The organism is Cyclobacterium amurskyense (assembly GCF_001050135.1).
Taxonomy (GTDB): domain Bacteria; phylum Bacteroidota; class Bacteroidia; order Cytophagales; family Cyclobacteriaceae; genus Cyclobacterium; species Cyclobacterium amurskyense.
The window spans coordinates 3,261,372-3,279,382 of sequence record NZ_CP012040.1 but is presented as its reverse complement, the minus strand read 5'-3'; the positions used below and the strand labels follow the sequence as shown (position 1 = coordinate 3,279,382).

Annotated in this window: 13 protein-coding genes; 8 read left to right on the top strand and 5 right to left on the bottom strand. The window is 37.3% G+C overall.

What is annotated here, in order from left to right:
* Nucleotides 1-28 precede the first annotated feature (28 nt).
* From CA2015_RS13565 to CA2015_RS13555, 3 genes are all read right to left on the bottom strand, one after another.
* A complete protein-coding gene (locus CA2015_RS13565) occupies nucleotides 29-4,027 on the bottom strand; it encodes an AAA domain-containing protein (protein ID WP_048642391.1) in 3,999 nt (1,332 codons plus the stop codon).
* Nucleotides 4,027-4,839 (bottom strand): SDR family oxidoreductase, encoded by an 813-nt coding sequence (locus CA2015_RS13560; RefSeq protein ID WP_048642390.1) that lies wholly within the window; start codon nucleotides 4,837-4,839, stop codon nucleotides 4,027-4,029. Before CA2015_RS13560 ends, CA2015_RS13565 begins: the two co-directional genes overlap by 1 nt.
* 516 nt (nucleotides 4,840-5,355) lie before the next feature.
* Complete coding sequence (locus CA2015_RS13555) at nucleotides 5,356-5,853, bottom strand: hypothetical protein (protein WP_048642389.1); 498 nt, start codon at nucleotides 5,851-5,853, stop codon at nucleotides 5,356-5,358.
* A 247-nt stretch (nucleotides 5,854-6,100) separates the two neighbouring features.
* Here CA2015_RS13555 and CA2015_RS13550 point away from each other — a divergent pair, with 247 nt between their 5' ends.
* The 3 genes from CA2015_RS13550 to CA2015_RS13540 all read left to right on the top strand — a co-directional run bounded on the left by CA2015_RS13550 (nucleotide 6,101) and on the right by CA2015_RS13540 (nucleotide 8,237).
* A complete protein-coding gene (locus tag CA2015_RS13550; protein WP_048642388.1) occupies nucleotides 6,101-6,325 on the top strand; it encodes a DUF4372 domain-containing protein in 225 nt (74 codons plus the stop codon).
* Nucleotides 6,326-6,450: 125 nt separating this feature from the next.
* On the top strand, nucleotides 6,451-7,863 hold the full coding sequence (gene rlmD, locus CA2015_RS13545; protein ID WP_048642387.1) for a 23S rRNA (uracil(1939)-C(5))-methyltransferase RlmD: 1,413 nt from the start codon (nucleotides 6,451-6,453) through the stop codon (nucleotides 7,861-7,863).
* Nucleotides 7,860-8,237, top strand: a complete 378-nt coding sequence (locus CA2015_RS13540; protein ID WP_048642386.1) for a hypothetical protein — start codon at nucleotides 7,860-7,862, stop codon at nucleotides 8,235-8,237. Before rlmD ends, CA2015_RS13540 begins: the two co-directional genes overlap by 4 nt.
* A 32-nt stretch (nucleotides 8,238-8,269) precedes the next feature.
* Here CA2015_RS13540 and thiL read toward each other — a convergent pair whose 3' ends face one another.
* On the bottom strand, nucleotides 8,270-9,301 hold the full coding sequence (thiL, locus tag CA2015_RS13535) for a thiamine-phosphate kinase (RefSeq protein ID WP_048642385.1): 1,032 nt from the start codon (nucleotides 9,299-9,301) through the stop codon (nucleotides 8,270-8,272).
* A 370-nt stretch (nucleotides 9,302-9,671) separates the two neighbouring features.
* Between thiL and CA2015_RS13530 the strand changes: the two genes are divergently transcribed.
* The 5 genes from CA2015_RS13530 (at nucleotide 9,672) to CA2015_RS13510 (ending at nucleotide 17,042) form a co-directional block, all read left to right on the top strand.
* On the top strand, nucleotides 9,672-9,998 hold the full coding sequence (locus CA2015_RS13530; RefSeq protein WP_048642384.1) for a HesB/IscA family protein: 327 nt from the start codon (nucleotides 9,672-9,674) through the stop codon (nucleotides 9,996-9,998).
* A 669-nt stretch (nucleotides 9,999-10,667) separates the two neighbouring features.
* Nucleotides 10,668-13,736: a SusC/RagA family TonB-linked outer membrane protein gene (locus CA2015_RS13525; protein WP_048642383.1), complete on the top strand. Its 3,069-nt coding sequence runs from the start codon at nucleotides 10,668-10,670 to the stop codon at nucleotides 13,734-13,736.
* Between the two features lie 11 nt (nucleotides 13,737-13,747).
* Nucleotides 13,748-15,127: a RagB/SusD family nutrient uptake outer membrane protein gene (locus CA2015_RS13520; RefSeq protein ID WP_048642382.1), complete on the top strand. Its 1,380-nt coding sequence runs from the start codon at nucleotides 13,748-13,750 to the stop codon at nucleotides 15,125-15,127.
* Nucleotides 15,128-15,246: 119 nt separating this feature from the next.
* The gene (gcvT, locus tag CA2015_RS13515; RefSeq protein ID WP_048642381.1) at nucleotides 15,247-16,338 is read left to right on the top strand and encodes a glycine cleavage system aminomethyltransferase GcvT; all 1,092 of its coding nucleotides are present in this window, start codon (nucleotides 15,247-15,249) and stop codon (nucleotides 16,336-16,338) included.
* Nucleotides 16,335-17,042 carry a 2-phosphosulfolactate phosphatase gene (locus CA2015_RS13510; RefSeq protein WP_048642380.1) on the top strand — a complete coding sequence of 236 codons (708 nt, stop codon included), beginning with the start codon at nucleotides 16,335-16,337 and terminating at the stop codon, nucleotides 17,040-17,042. The genes gcvT and CA2015_RS13510 overlap by 4 nt, the downstream gene beginning before the upstream one ends.
* 405 nt (nucleotides 17,043-17,447) lie before the next feature.
* Here CA2015_RS13510 and CA2015_RS13505 read toward each other — a convergent pair whose 3' ends face one another.
* Nucleotides 17,448-17,990, bottom strand: coding sequence for an SRPBCC family protein (locus CA2015_RS13505; protein ID WP_048642379.1), 543 nt, complete (start codon nucleotides 17,988-17,990; stop codon nucleotides 17,448-17,450).
* Between the last annotated feature and the right edge of the window lie 21 nt (nucleotides 17,991-18,011).

Below are 18,011 nucleotides of genomic sequence, written 5' to 3'. Positions count from 1 at the left end.
TACCCATGGTAACTCAGAAGGTATTTGTTTATTCACCAGATTGGGTTTTTACCTGAGCAATCCTGGTCTGTAACAAATCCTCCTTATCAAGCCAATATTGCCTACTGAATAAAAAAACTATATTCCAATTTCTGGAGGTCAATAATCGAGGGTGATACACAAAAGCCTCCTTTGCCGTTCGGGAGGAAAAGAAACGTTGGTCATCCGTAAGAATTGCTGCCACAGCCTTGTCTTTTTCTTTTACTTCCAGATCCATCACTGCCGAGTAGGGGTTTTCAACTACTTCATGACTGCCATAACTCCCGATAAGCCTGTCTCTAAAAGACCAATTCCGGTCGTATCCTGGAGCATCTGGCCTTAGTTCTAAGGTAGCATTTCCTTGCTGCACCTCATCGACAAATACCAAATAGGCTTTTAAAAGCCGTATTCCGGGATTTTTCATGTGCCTTTCTTTAAAATCACTCACCTTCAAGCTAGAAATCAGGATATTCTGTTTCCTAGCCCTGGTAATGGCCACATTCAGTCTGTTTTCACCACCTTTTCTAGATAGTAAGCCAAAATTAGCTGTAAATTTCCCTTCAGGATTTCTAGAATAGCCTACCGAAAACACAACATGATCAAATTCATCACCTTGAACATTTTCAATGTTTTTTACCTTGATATTTTCATCCTGGGAAAGACCTTCCTCAGTCTCAAGCATACTGGAAATCAGTATCATTTGGTAGTAATTAAAAGTAATTACACCAATACTATCCATAGGGTATTTCATGCGTAAACTTTGCAATTGCAAAATCACTTGCTCAGCTTCTAGCTTATTCGTTTGGTTTTCCCACACACCCTCTACCCTTATTAACTTCAGCCCACTTTCACCACTATTCAGGACTTTCCTATCAGGAAGCATGTGTAACTTTCCTTCATAAAAATGCTTATTAGAAAAATCTATCAATGGCAAAGTAGCACTTCGGTAATGGGTTTGTAAATGGAATGTTGGGAAGTACTGTGCGACCATATCCAACAGGGCATCAATCTCCACTTCCATGGTTTCCTCTTCTTCTGATTGAATTCTGGTTTGGTATAGGTCATAAGGCTTGAGTTGTTGCCCGTCTCCTGCAATAACGACCTGCTTACCTCTAAGCATTAGGGGCAAACCTCTTTCAAAATAACATTGACTCGCTTCATCAAAAATCACCAAATCAAAGTATTGTTCAAGCGGAAATAATGCGGAGGCTGTCTCAGGAGAGGCCAGCCAACATGGGATAAGTCGAAAGATGTCTTCTTTGTAATGGTCAATTAATTTTTTAACAGACCAAATTTGGCGTTTTTTACCTACCTGATGGGCCAATTCCCTATAGGAAATCAGGTTGTTTAGCCTATTGTATTCCAGGTCTGCACAAACCCCCTCTCTCAATCTCATTTCAATAATAAAACGAGCTATCTTCAACTTCTCTTCAACAGAATTCTCAAAATCAGAAATATTACTTTTGATTTGAGGGCCATAAATCTCCTTCAATACAGGGTATTTTGCTTCCAGATGACTTATCCAACTGATCTTCAAGCTGGATAAAAACATGTTTTTTAAAGCCTCATAATCACTGTCAGGATATTCATCAATTAATTTCTCTATTACTTTCTTTTCTTCCTCAAGCATACTGTGCCTGAGCTTATCGAAACGAGTTAATTCGTCAATATCTTTTGGAAGGTTGCTTTGTATTCCATTTAACTTTTCTTCATTCTCAGAGCTAAGTAGGTGTTTAATTTGTATTTCAGTAAGGTATTCCCTCCAAGTAGAAAAATGATCCTCTACCCAATCATTGATAACACTTACACCCTCCAATAAATGCTGAAAATGATCAAATGAAAATTGTGGTTTGTAAAAATAGGAGGCTAAAACACCCAGTTCATTCATGATAAACCTTGCATTCAATGCTTTGATATGCAAAGCTGCGGCTTTTTCAAATTGTTCAAGCGTGAAAGGCTTTTCCGGAAGTTTAATCCAATTCTTTTGCACCAAAAGCGCATATTGATGGTTTAAATTCATTCGATTTTCCAATCGCTGAACCAAGATAGCAATGTCTTCTTTATTGTTTTTTAACCCATTTTTCTCAAGCAGGGATCTAATTAAGGCAAATTTCTTTGGGTTGACATTCAAGGAAAGTTTTCCATACCAGGATTCCAGTTGCTTGGAAGAATGGACCGCATGTTGCAGGGTTTCCTCTACCTCCTGATCACTGATTCCCCACTCCACACCTTGATCCATCAGCAATTTACTGATCATGTCCACCTTATTCTCCAACCATAGCAGGTCTAAAGTGCCTGCATCATGACTCATAAGCACCTTAAACTTTTCATAAACCTCCTGGTCGCTTATGGTAAGGCTCAAGGCATCTATTCTTTCTTTTTGCTGGAAGGATTGGTAAATAAGTCCATACTCAAAGATATCTGCCAGCATGGAATTCAAATCGTTTTTAGCTGTGATTTTAACAGAAAAAAGCTCTTGAAAAGTAGCTGAAGCACCATTAATAGCTTCAGGTCCCATAACCGAAAAATCCACTCTATGCAGCCAAAATGAAGCTGAAACCTGAAATTTCTTGTAATAGTATTGGTATTGCTCAAAGTCATTTAAAAACCCATCCAACTCATCCAAGCGGAAACAACGATAAAACTGAGTCATATCAATTCCTACACTTCGATAATCTGAAGTAAGGTATAACTCCTTGACCGGGGCACCACAATCACTGGTCTCATACAATGCCTCCTTATAGGCATCAAAAAAGTCAGAAAACCTTTCAATATTCCTGCACATTTGACTGAAATTCCGCTCGAGCTGTATTGCATCAATGGACCTGTTCAGTGCCTGATAGTTTTCAAGAGAGCTGATTTGATGATTTATTTTTTTATAGAGTTCCTTTCTATCTCCCCTATAGTCATGCACCAAAGCAGTGAAATTCGACATGCCTTGTGAAGAGATGCGTTGGTAAACCACATCAAGCGCAGCTCTTTTTTGAGACACTACGAGCACTTTCTTGCCCCTAGAGGCAAAATCTGCTAGCATATTACAAATGAGTTGCGACTTCCCTGTTCCTGGTGGTCCCTGAACTACGCAGGAATTACCTGATTTTGTATAGTGAATCACAGACTCTTGGCTGGAATCAATGGGGAAGGTATTGTATAAATTATTTTCAGTAGAGGCCTGTGAATTGTCCGTCTTGTTGGCAAAGTAATCCGAAAACAATGCTTCTAAGCTCTCATGATCAGAATGATTGATGAGTTGCTCATAATCATCCATCAAAAAAGAACTTTTTTGAGAAAACTGACCAAGAATGGCATAAGGCTTTAACTTAAGTAGCCCCACATCAAATGTCTCTTCGAAATAATCCCTAGAATTGTCAGGGAAAAAATCCAGTTGATCCTGGTATATTTCTCGACTGAAATTTAATTCCACCTGATTTTTGAGCAATTGATAAAGGTCTGTTCGAAAGCCCATTGGATCTTTGCTGAAATCTTCCAAAGAGGCTTCCAACCATTCACTATCAAATGGTTTCCCTACTGCCTGACTATATGCCAATAAAAAGGAAGGGTTTAAAAAGGGCAACTCCCCAACACTTTTCCTCAGGTACCATGTTTTGTTGTCTAATATAAGTTCAACTGGAAAAAACACAAGTGGACAACGTGTAAGCTGCCCATTAAGAAATTTACCCTCCACAAATGGCCATCCTACAAATAGACTTTTCTCACCTGTTTCTTCAATTGTAAAGTTAACCTGCTGTTTCAGGCGTTTTAATCTTACAGAAAGTTGATTGACATTCTGATCCCGGCTATCCAAAACCTGGATCAAGGGAATATTTCTTTTTCGGCCTAGTAATTCAGTGATATAAAAAAAAGATGCATGATTATTAAGAAAATGGAAATCCTTCAAATCAATCATTTGACTTGAAATGATCTTAGGCAGGAATATAGATCGATTATTAGAGGAGAGATCTACTAACCTATTCAAATAAACCCGAAGTACATCTTTTAGTTTGGACATTATTTAAAGGGTGAATCTTTTTCTTTGGCCATATGATTGTACACAATTTTATCCATTATACCAGGCACCCACTTATTCAGGAATGCAGCCATTTTACCCTCTCTAGTTAATACCAAGTCTCTTTTCTTTTTCCGCAGTGCTGTTAGCATTGCCTCAGCTACTTCTTCGGCCGTCATCATTTTATCCTCATCCCTTGGGGATTCGCTTTGACTGCTTCCATCTGCCAAAAGCGCATTATTTCTGATATTTGAGGCAGTAAAGCCAGGGCAAACTACCATCACATGTACCCCTAATTTCATCACCTCCGTACGCAAAGACTCAAAGAAGCCATTCATGGCAAATTTGCTGGCTGTATAAGCCGTTCTGGCTGGTGTGCCTCTGAAACCATTTATGGAGGAGACCCCAATAATGGCTCCTTTATTTTTAAGAATTTCATCCATGCAGTATTTGGTAGCATATACGGTACCCCAAAAATTAATATCCATAACCTGATGAAAAACTTTCAAGTCCAGATCTTTAAACAATGCCCGCATGCTTATCCCTGCATTGTTGATCAAAATATCTATTTTCCCATAATGCCCGATAACCTCATGCGCCATTTTTTCATTATCCTCGGCCTTGGCTGCATCACAAACGCCACCTCCACACTCAACTCCTTCCTTTTGAAGCAGAAGCAATGTTTCATCTAATTTAACTCGGCTTCTACCGGTAATCCAAATTTTAGCCCCGGCTTTCCCAAAAATAAGGGCACAAGCTTGCCCAATTCCTGAGGTGGCCCCAGTAACAACAACCACTTTATTCTTTATTTCCATATTTTTTTTTAACCAAGATACAATTCCGTCCTTAACAAAAAATAAGAGATTCCATTTTTTCCCAAAATAGTTATTTTGGGTTTGAGCCCAAAAAGGAGCCCCGTCATATGTAATATTACATTGTTTTCACAGATTATTAAAAAAATTGACCCGTCAATTTTTAAGAAATTGTTACAGGGAAAACTACCTAATTAGTGCTGTTGCTATGACTATTGGTATGGTTCCGGTTTTTAATGCGGATGCTAGTTGTTATCAGAGAATGAAATATTGTGAAGGTGAGATGGCAGTCTACAATTGTGATCCTGATTACTACACCAGTGAAAGTTGCAGTGCAGCTTATGAACAATGTAATCTTTGTGATTGTTGATTTAATTAAATGGCGTTCTAGTTAATTAGGACGCCATTTCTTCATAAAGATAATATTTTCGTCTCATCTAATGGTACGTTTACCACCTAATGGTTTTATCAGGAAAGTCTTTTTTTAAGTTTCAACTATCGGTTTTAAAATTTATCTGCTTAATTCTCTGATAAAAAATCATTTAAATATTTCTCAAAATCTTCAGGAAATGTAGGGTTGTTTCTACTTTTTGCTATATCAATTATTTTGTCGTCTTTAATTGCGAAAATAAAACGATAATAGGGACGAGTTCCAAGGCCTTTTATTTTATTTGATTTTAGAAATTTGTTTTCAGGATCGTAAAATACTGGCCAATAAAACTCTCTCTGTTTTAACCTTTCCTTTATTTTAGTAGAGTCTTTTTTATCAATATAAAATAGAAAGGCTATTTCCGGAAACTTTTCAATTGGCTCAGCCCATTTAATAAGGTGTGTAGAGGAACCATTTGAGTAAACAACAATTTTATATTTATAATCATACCACTTTTGATCAAATTTTATTGAATCATTTAGTGAAAAGGTTTTCAAATCTTTTGGATAAGTGATTTTATCCGAATTACTTGAACAAGAAGTGCTTAATATCGCTGTTGCTATTATTGTCCATATAATATTTTTCATGAAGTTTTTATTTCGGGTATCGTTTCTTTTAAGTCTTTATATTTTGATTTTAAGTAGACCTACTTTAATAATATTGATTAACCAACAGCAAAAAAAATTAATGGATTGAATTTTGTTATAATATAGTTTGAAAATTGCACCTAATTATTTCCTAATATGACTAACTACTAAATTATAAGTTAAAAAATTAATTTGATAATTCAAACAAACTTTTCCAATAGTGTCCTAAGTAAAAATTGAACCTCTCATGTGTGATATTACATTGTTTTCACAGATTATTAAAAAAATTAACCGTTCAGTTTTCAAAAAATTGGTACAGGAAATGCAAACCGATAAGGGCTTCAAGGGATTTGACAGCTGTACACATCTGGTTTCGATGTTCTTCTACGACTTTGCCAAAAGCACATTGGTAAGGGATATTTCCAATGGGCTTCGATCTGCCACTGGGAACCTTAACCCTCTTTATTACTAAGCCCCCTTCTAAATACAGCTAAATCAAAAATTATTTAGAACAGCATTGACCAAGACACATAAAAATTTGAAACCAAGAAGGACAATATTCAACCCTTTGACCGAAAATGATTAATTTTGTAACCTATGTCAAGAAAAATGAAGAATAAGGTCCTCGAGCAGTTAAAAATCGAAAGAATAGCTGCGGAAGGTAAATGTGTCGGACACCACGAAGGTAAGGTTGTCTTTGTTAGTAATGTAGCTCCTGGTGATGTCGTAGATGTCAGAGTTACCAGAGGGAAAAGTAGCTTTTTGGAAGCTGAGGCAATTAAAATTCACGAATATTCAGCAGACAGGGTTACTCCTTTTTGTGCACACTTTGGGGTTTGTGGTGGTTGTAAATGGCAACATATCTCCTATGAACTCCAGATGACATACAAAAGACAACAAGTGATCGATCAGTTTGAGAGAATTGCTAAGGTTCCATTACCGGAGGTATCTCCTATTATCGGTTCGGAGAAAACCCAATATTACAGAAATAAGTTAGATTTCACTTTTTCGAACAACAGATGGCTAACCCGTGAAGAAATTGATTCCGGAGAAGTATTCGAGCGCAATGCTTTGGGTTTTCATGTTCCTAAAAGGTTTGATAAAATAATTGATATTGACCATTGCTACTTACAGGACAATATTTCCAATGATGTAAGAAATGAATTAGGCGATTTTGCTTTAAAAGAAGGTTTGACTTTTTACGACATAATTAATCAAACAGGATTGTTGCGAAACTTAATCATTAGAACAACCTTGGATGGGCAATCCATGGTCATCGTACAATTTGGAGATGATGATCAAGAGGGAATCTCTAAAACGATGGAATTTCTTCACCAACGTTTCCCTGAAATAACAGCCCTAATGTACATTGTCAATCTTAAAAAGAACGAAACCTTTCAAGATCTGGATGTACATACTTATGCAGGCAGGGATTATATTGAAGAAACAATGGAGGGCTTAAAATTTAAAATAGGCCCCAAATCCTTTTACCAAACCAATAGCTCACAGGCCTATCAGCTTTACAAGGTGACCAGAGAGTTTGCTGAGCTCAGTGGTAATGAAGTTGTTTATGATTTGTATACTGGAACTGGCACCATTGCTAACTTTATTGCTAAAAAAGCAAGGCAAGTAATTGGCATTGAATATGTAGAGCCAGCGATTGTGGATGCAAAAGAGAACTCTCTTCGCAATGAAATAGATAACACATTGTTTTATGCTGGAGACATGAAAGATGTATTGGATGATGCCTTTGTTGCTAACCATGAAAGACCAAATGTAGTGATCACCGATCCTCCAAGGGCAGGCATGCACGAAGATGTTGTTCAGATGCTATTGAGACTTGAGGCCAAAAAAATTGTTTATGTAAGTTGTAACCCCGCCACACAAGCTAGGGATGTAGCATTACTAGCGGACAAATACGAGATTGTCAAAATTCAACCTGTTGACATGTTTCCTCAAACATATCATGTAGAAAATGTAGTTTTATTAAAATTAAAAGAACAAGGATGATCAGCAACGAAAATGACCCTGAACTCAATGGGAAATACTTGGGGACCATTAGCAGTGATTTTATAAAAATAAGCGAAAACCTTAAGGAGGCTGCCTATCAGGTCCGAAAACGAAAGTTTTCCGAATACCCTATTTTCCCAATTAGTAAAGAAGAGCAACCTATTGGCCAACTGTTTTTAAGCCGAAAAGAAAAGGCTATCGATTGGAATTATTACATCACCTACCTTGATGAGTTTATCCAACGAAAATTAATCAAGGAAGATGGAATTGAACAATTTAAAGCATCGTATAAAGACCCAGATGAATTCTGTTGTCTGTTTGTAGTCGATGAAGAATTCACTAAGTTTTTGTACATTCCTTATCCTAATGAATAAGGAATGTACAAATTATTAACTCAAGGCAGGGCTCAAAAATGAGACCAGCCTTGGGCTTTTAAAGGTAAAGCTGTACCACTTTTACTGATAAGGTACTTACCATTATCTTTTTCAGTTACATGCCCAATAAAATGAATATCTGGGTGTTTCTCCAGTTTATCAAAGTCCTTTTGACTAATTGTAAATAGCAATTCATAATCCTCACCGCCATTTAGGACACAAGTAGTCGGATCTAAATTTAACTCAAAAGCAGTATCATAAGTTTGCTTGTCAATTGGGAGTTTGTCTTCATATATGGCCACACCTACATCCGATGCTTTGCAAATATGAAATAGTTCTGATGCCAAACCGTCAGAAATATCTATCATGCTAGTAGGAACCAAACCCATTTCCTTAAACTCATGTATAATATCCATTCTCGCATCTGGTTTTAGTTGCCTTTGGGTAATGTATGGATATTTATCAAGCTCAGGTTGCATATTGGGATTGGATAAAAAAACCTGCTTTTCACGCTCCAAAACCTGCAAACCTACAAATGCCCCGCCTAAATCTCCTGTGGCACAAATGATATCATTGACCTTCGCACCGGATCTATAACTGATGTCTTTTTTCTTTACTTCACCTATGGCCGTAATACTCAAAACCAGGCCAGCCCTGGATGAAGTAGTGTCTCCGCCTACAATATCTACGTTATAATGTGTTGCCGCAAGCTTGATTCCTTTATATAGTTCTTCTACCGCCTCTACAGAGAACCGACTTGACAGCCCAATGCCAACAGTAATTTGAGTAGGGATGGCATTCATGGCAGCAACATCACTGACATTTACCGCTACCGCCTTAAACCCCAAATGCTTCAAGGGTGTGAAGGAAAGATCGAAATGAACACCTTCTAAAAGCAAGTCGGTGGTCACTACCCGAAGATCCTCACCATCCCCTATCACTGCCGCATCGTCACCAATTCCTTTGATAGAACTGGCATGATTGCTTTTTATGTCCTCACTGATCAAATCAATAAGCCCAAACTCTCCTAGGCTTGAAATTTCAGTCCTTTTTTCCTTATCCATAAATTTTATTTTCTGCTAACAACCCATCTTAATGGGGCTATTTATTTCCAATACAAAAGTACAATTTATTTATGAGCTGTGCCATTCCCTAATTAAGCATTCTCAGGTACAGTTTTAATAAGGGTAATTGAAGCTTAAATACAATCCCAGTAGTGAAAAAATTCAGATTCTATTAATTAAGGAACAACCTTCTGATTCAACCCGGATTATGTAATAGAATATCTATTGCATATTTCGGTTTCAAATATATCATCAATTCGCTTTTGTTTTGTTAACTTTGCTGGGGAATTCGGTAGGAAAAATGGAATTTATTTCTAACATTACTGGTTAATTGTCGTTAAATGAATAGGGTAATTAAATTATAGAAGATATGATCATCGTTTCAGAAAAAGCCAAGGATCGTATCCTTGAACTTAGACAGGAAGAAAATAGGAATGACGAAGAAAACATAAGGGTATCGGTAAAAGGCGGAGGTTGTTCTGGTTTAATGTACGACTTAGGTTTTGACAATGTCACCTCGGAATCAGACCATGTTTTTGAAGATAAAGGAGTGAAAATAATCGTGGATAGAAAAAGCTTGCTATACCTTGCAGGAACTACTTTAGAGTTTACTGATGGATTAAATGGCAAAGGCTTTCAATTTGTAAACCCAAACGCATCAAGAACATGTGGTTGTGGTGAAAGTTTTTCTATTTAAATATTTACAAAACGGCTTACAAACTCAGAATAGGGGAATCCTATTCTGAGTTTTTTTTGTTTTAAGCTATTGTTCTTTTTTTACTATTAAAGAAAAAACCAGCTATACACTCAATTTTTTTCCATAGAATTTGTATTAGAGGCTTATGCCCTACAATTACACAAATGATTTTTAAGCAGTATCACTCATAGAACTAAGGGTCTATTGTACTTTTTGGTTTTGAAAAACTTCAACGAAATGAGAGAGGAACTATTCAACTTTTAACAAGAAATTGAAGCGGCTTCCTATTTAAACAGCTTGAATCAGCTTACCGCTGGAAACTAATTAAAAAAATCATAATACCGATCCCGTATTATGGTTATTTCACTGAAGACAGCAATAAATCAATGATTTATTATAGTCGCACCTATTATATCAATAAAATTAGCCTCCTAACAACTCAAAACCTCATAAACCCACGCATATTTTATAGATTAAACCAATACTTTTCGAATAAAAAAATACCTGTAAATCAATTTTAATCATACAAGATTATGCCAAAGGTTATTTTTTTTACTACATTAGTATTAGTTTACTACTAATACTTATCCCCAAATAATCTAAAAGAACATTTAGATTAACAATATTTCGTATCACCGTATTACGCTTACATTACCCACCAGATTATCTATGAAAAGCAATATCTCTATTGTGTTGACTTTATTATTTGCTGTCCCTTTAATTGGTTTATCGCAAGGTATTACTATTTCTGGAAAAGTTATTTCTAATGAGGATGGCAAAGCAATCCCTGGAGTAAGTATTGGGATTGCGGAAAGTGGCAAATCTACCCTTACGGATACTTCAGGTCAATATCAAATTAACATAGACAAAGAATCAACCATTGTTTTTTCTTATTTAGGATTTATTCAACAGGAATTCCTTGTAAACAGCAGCAAAACGTTGAACGTAAGTCTTATTCCTAATTTGCAAACGCTTAACGAAATCGTGGTGGTTGGCTATGGAAGTGCAAATAAGGCAGATCTGACAGGAAATATAGCCAAAATTGAAGGGCATGAAATTGAAAATATCCCAGTTCCTAATTTTCAGGAAACCCTGCAAGGCAGACTCACAGGAGTACATGTAACTTCATCTACTGGGAAGCTTGGAGAAGGGGTTAAGGTTCGAATAAGAGGCACTACATCCATTTCAGCTGGCAATGACCCATTTTATATTATAGATGGGATTCCTGTTACTACCTCCGGAAGTCTTGGTAATAGCAACCCTTTGGCCATGATAAATATCAGTGACATTGAGTCAATCAATGTTCTGAAAGATGCGGCGGCGGCATCCATTTATGGAGCAAGAGGATCCAACGGTGTAGTAGTGATCACAACAAAAAAAGGAGAAATAGGCAAAACAAAATTTAAAATAGGCCTGCAGAGAGGCTATAGTAGCCCTACTCGAAAGAAGGACTTTCTAAACGCCAGCCAATTTGTTGAATTAATGCGCGAAGCTGGTTATAACAATGATTTGGCCGCTAACAAAGACCCAATAAACAATACTTTGGATTATCCTGATTCAGACCTTCAATTTGTAGAAAACAGATTGGATCAATACGCAGGTCATACCAACTGGAGAGATGGAGGCATCAATACCAATTGGCAAGATCAAGCTTTCAGAGGAGATGCCGGTGTCACTAAGGTGAATTTCTCTGCTTCAGGGGGAGACAATAAAACTAGCTTTTATTTATCTACTGCTTATGACAAACAAGATGGCATACTGATCAGAAATAATTTTGAACGAATTTCCGGTAGACTAAATTTTGACCATCAGGTTTCAAATAGATTCAAGATTGGCGCCAATTTTAGTTTATCAAGGACCACAACCAATACATTGCCTAGTGACAATCAATTTAACAATCCTATGCAATTGGTTGCTTTGGCTCCCATTTCTCCGTTAAGAAATCTGGACGGGGAATTATATGACCGCCCCACTACCACCTATTACAATAATTTAATAGACTCAGAAAATTCCAATTGGACTACAACAGGCTTAAGAAACATCAATGGCATTTTCGGGGAGTTGAAACTTATTGAAAACCTTACTTTTAGGTCAGAGTTTGGGCTGGACAACCTTACACAAAACGATGATTCTTATTTCGGATCAAAAACCGCCACTGGTCAAAGTTCAAATGGTTATGGATCATCACGTTGGTTAAAAATTGCCACCTATAACACAAATAATTTCTTCACCTACAAACCTAATCTTCAGGGACCTCATAAACTGGAGGCTACGCTGGGAATGTCTTTCCAAAAAACAGAAAACAGGTTTACAAGTGTAGAGGGTAAAGAGTTTCCACTGGACGGACTCACCACATTAAAGTCTGCGGCAGAAATCACAGATGGCACATCCTCCCTCAGCAACTCTTCCTTTCTATCCTACTTTACAAGATTAAATTACAAATTGGATGATAAATACTTACTTGCAGTTAGTGCCAGATACGATGGTTCTTCCAGGTTTGGAGAAAGCAATAAATATGGTTTTTTCCCAGCAGGATCTTTAGGATGGCTCATCAGTGAAGAGAACTTCCTGAAAGACAATGCTTACCTAAGTTATTTTAAACTCCGTACTTCTTATGGCCTTACAGGGAATGCCCTAATTGGTGATTTTGACCACATGGGATTGTATGAGCCATTACCTTACGGACTCAATGCAGGTTTGTCTCCTACTCAGATAGCCAACCCAAATCTAACTTGGGAAACCACAAGACAATTCGATATAGGCTTAGAATTTGGGCTATTTGAAGACCGTTTTTCAGGAGAAATAGATTTCTACAATAAAATGACCCGCGATCTTTTATTGTTGGTGCCTGTGCCTGCCACAACAGGTTTTGTAACTCAAAGACAAAACTTGGGTAAGATGCAGAATTATGGGATAGAGGTACTTTTAAACACTATCAATTACAGCAATAGCCACTTTATTTGGAAATCTTCTTTCAATTTTTCCAGAAACATTAATAGGGTACGGGCACTTTCCAAAGACCAAACTGAAATACCTCCACCTTATTCAAGCTACCTGAATGGCATCTATGTCGGACAGCCCATGGCTGTATTCTTTGGCCCAAAATACGCGGGAGTAGATCCTGAAAATGGGGACGCACTTTATTATAAAGATGAAGCGCAAACAGAAATGACCAACGATTATAACACTGCCGCTCGACTGTTTTTGGGAAGCCCCAACCCTGATTTTATAGCGGGCATTACGAATGACCTCTCTTATAAAAACCTTGATTTGGAATTCCTCTTTCAAGGCGTTTATGGAAATAAAATTTACGAAGCAGCAGGTGGTTATTACGCCAACAATGGGAATTGGTTTGACAATAACACAGCAGAACAAATGGAAAGGTGGCAAAAGCCAGGGGATCAAACCGACATTCCTCAAGCCAGGTTAGGTATTTGTAATGGTTGCAGTGCTTCAAGCAGGTACATTTCTGATGGTAGCTACCTACGACTAAAAACATTATCTCTGGCCTACAACTTTCCTGAAAAGTGGAACGATAAGTTGAAAATCCAGAATGCTAAAATTTATATTATCGCCCAAAACTTATTGACATTCACTAAGTACAATGGTTGGGACCCCGAAGTAGGAACTGAGGCATTATCCAATAATTTTGCCAATGCTAATTTATTCCAGGGAGTTGATCTTTATTCAGCCCCACAGGCTAGAACATTTTCTATAGGCTTGGATTTAGGGTTTTAAATATTTTATATATGTCATCAAAAGTATTACACACACCGATCCTGTTATTTTTTATCTTCTTTATTGTTTCTTGTGATGATCAATTGGATTTAAAACCATCACAAGAAATCGATGAGCTTACTGCGCTTGACAGTGATGCGAATATCAAAAGAGTGCTCATAGGTGCCTACGCTAATATTAGGAAATCAGACCTCTGGGGAGGAAGAGTTCTGCTCTACAGCGAAATGCTCGCTGCAAACAATGAGCTAAGATGGGAAGGCACATTCGTACAGCCAAGAGAAATGCTCAACAAAAGCATTTTAACAAACAATTCATTTGTTACAGACACATGGACTACCGCATATAGCACTATTAATTTAGCCAACAATATTATTGAGGCTATAGATAAGGTAAAAACCGAGGATCAGGATAGAGTTAAAGGAGAGGCATTATTTATAAGAGGAGTCGTGTATTTTGAATTGGTTAAATTATATGGATTGCCCTATGTTTCCGAAAATCCTTCTACGAACCTGGCCGTTCCTTTGATCCTTTCACCTTCCAGAGGTGGTCAAAATAACGGGGTTGTCGAAAGACATTCTGTTGAAAACGTTTACCAACAAATCATTAAGGACCTAACGGAAGCGGAACAATTACTACCTGAGTCAAACAATATCTTCGCGTCTCAATACATTGCTTCTGCTATGCTTTCCAGAGTATACTTACAAATTGAAGATTATACCTCTGCTCGAGATGCCGCCAATAGAAGCATAAATTTGGCGCTAGCCTATGGCAAAAAACTCATGGACCAATACATGAATGCTTTCAATAATGAATCAGATAGTCAAGAAGATATATTTACTATTCAGGTGAGTGCCCAAGATCCAGTAAATGCCATGCATCTTTTCTACTCCACTCCAGAATTTGGTGGAAGAGATGGTGATGTTGGTATTTCCGGAAATCATTTAGCATTGTATGAAGATGGAGATGACAGGTTAAGTCAATATGAAGAAAGGGCCGGGGCCATTCGAACAAATAAATGGAGGGATCAAAATGCCAATGTCAAAATCATTAGATTGGCAGAGCTGTTCCTTACTCGAGCTGAAGCCAACTTCAGAGAAGGCACCAGTATAGGAGCTACCGTATTGGAAGACATTAACAGAATAAGAAGGAGGGTTTTATTACCTGAAAAGACAAGTGTGACCCTTGAAGATATATTAAAAGAGAGGAAGTTGGAATTGGCACATGAAGGCCATAATCTACATGACATCAAACGCACCAGAGGCATTGTGGTGGACAATAACGATTCCAATTTCAAGTATTCATTCGATGATCCAAAATTAATCTTTCCTATTCCTCAAAGGGAGTTGTTGGCCAATTCGAAACTGATTCAAAACCCAGGCTATCTGGAATAGGAATTATATATTGAATAGTTAACAAATGTATTAGTTGCGAACGGTCTTTTTCCCAAACCTTTTCTTTATAATTAATCACATTTCTTACCTTTAGGCTTTTAATATAAAGTCAAAGATTAATGGAGAAAATAAAAAAGGTAACTCTAGATGAAATACATCATTCATTAGGTGCAAAAATGATCCCATTTGCAGGGTATGACATGCCTGTAAGGTACAGCTCCGATATGGAGGAACACAAAACAGTTCGAGAAAACGTGGGTGTTTTTGATGTTTCCCATATGGGTGAATTTATAGTACAGGGACCCAATGCTCTTGACTTAATACAAAAAGTCTCCTCAAATGATGCCGCAAAGCTTAAAATAGGACAAGCACAATACACTTGCTTTCCCAATCTTGAGGGCGGAGTTGTTGATGATTTTTTGGTTTATAAAATAGAAGAAGAGCGCTACATGCTTGTAGTGAACGCATCCAATATCGATAAAGACTGGGCATGGATACAGCAACATAACACTGTAAATGCAAAACTGGAAAACATATCAGATGAAATTTCCTTATTTGCCATTCAAGGGCCGAATACAATAAAAGCCATACAATCACTAACTTCAACTTCATTAAAAGATATTCCATTTTATCATTTTGAAGTAGGCTCTTTTGCAGGTGTAGACGATGTAATCATTTCTGCTACTGGCTATACAGGTGAACCAGGCTTTGAATTGTATGTGAAAAATGCCGATGCAAAGAAAATATGGAATGCCATTTTCGATTCAGGTAGCCAACTGGATATAAAACCAATAGGATTGGGAGCCAGGGACACCCTACGCTTAGAAATGGGATATTGCCTTTATGGCCATGAACTTTCAGATACCACCTCCCCATTAGAGGCGGGATTAGGCTGGATTACCAAATTCACCAAAGACTTCATTAATCATGAGGCGCTGAAAAAGCAGAAAGAAGCAGGTATCAAAAGAAAACTAGTAGGTTTTAAACTTTTAGAAAGAGGAATTCCAAGAGCAGATTATTCCATTGTAAATGCAGAAGGTGAAGTTATAGGAAAAGTCACTTCTGGAAGTCAATCACCAAGCATGGGTATTGGTATTGGTTTAGGTTATGTAGACATTGAATACGCCAAACCTGGAACCGAGATCGGGATTGAGGTAAGGAAAAAAAGAATTTCTGCCAAAATAGAGAAACTACCCCTGCTTAAAAAATGAAAACCATAGAAACCTGTATCAGTCCTGACTTGTTGGACCTCCACGAGTTAGCAAACAAAACCGTCATCGTTGTTGATATTTTCAGAGCTAGTTCTACCATGGTAACAGCGCTTTCTAATGGCGTGAATTCCATCGTCCCCGTAAAGGATCTAGATCAATGTAAATCTTATAAAAAAAGTGGTTGGCTCATTGCAGGAGAGCGCAATGGCAAGCAGGCAGATGGCTTTGATTTAGGAAATAGTCCATTGGCTTATTTAGACCAAGCCTTTGCTGGTCAAAATGTGGCCATGACTACTACAAACGGCACAAGAGCTATTTCTTTAGCTCGAGAACAAGCCTCAGAAGTACTTATAGGATCATTTCTGAACCTTCAAGCTACTGTAGATTATTTACAAACTTCTACCAATGATGTGCTGGTTTTATGCGCAGGATGGAAAGGTAAATTTAATTTGGAAGATTCTTTGTATGCTGGAGCACTGTCCCTTCTATTAGGCTGGGACCATGATTGCGATGCTACATTAGGAATGGAAGCACTCTATCAACAAGTTGGTGGAGATTTGCAAGGTTTTCTTCAAAAGGCTTCTCATGCAAAACGCCTACAAAATCACGACTTAGATAAAGACATAGATTTTTGCCTTGAATTAAACCAATTTAATTCTGTGGTATATTTGTCTGAGGAAGGACTAAAAAATAAAAACAATTAATCATTCAAATGGGAATACTTTGATTATTATAAAGTATTCCCATTTGATTTTAACCCGGATTATGTAATAGGATTTCTCCGCCCTGACAATGTCAGGGGTGAAGCCTGTCCCGTGTTTACGGGAAGTGTTGCAATCGCAAGAAAATCAGGCTGTTTGGAGATTTTAGCATAGCACCGCTATGGTGAAATTGAAAACAGCAACGAAGTGGCTGATTTTGAAGCGATTTCAGCACGTAATAGATTGTCTATTTCATATTTCGGGTTTAACTTTTTCAACGGTTGATACTCGCTTACTATACGTAAGTGTCAAGCATTATTAATACTATTTTTAACTTATAGCCCTAAACTAAATTCACCTCTCGGATTAATAAGTGTCAATTCCTGAGACAAGCCATGTCAGTCAAAATTAATTGTTTTCCAGAATTGACTTTAACTTTTGCAAGCCTTCGGAAAAATCTTTACCGACCATTTCCTCCATATCCATCATCAACAACATAGAATTCATTGGATAATCCATATGCCCTTCAAATCCCCAGGTAACTTTGGTTTTATCCCCATTTACTTCATCAAATTCAATATAAGCCTTATCAGATGCTTCAAAAGGTTCCTTAAACCTTAAGGCATAATCGATTCTTTTACCTTGTTCAATTGCCAGTATTTCTTGTTCTCCCACCCCTACATTCGGATCTTTACTGTCCCAGGCTGAGACAAATCCCACTTCACCATCTACACCATTAAAACTTTTTTTCATGGTTGGATCCTTTAAGGCCCAACTTGAAAAGTATTCTTGGTTTTTGAGTAGTTTCACATAATCAAAAACCTCTTCTATAGGTTTTTCAATGGTTACCTCCTTAACTACGGTATAATCCTCATCAATAAACATCCCTACTATAAAAGGGATGGAAATCAATATTAAAACGATGGCAAGTATTATTTTCAGAACCTTCATGATTTGGGTATTTTATAGAAG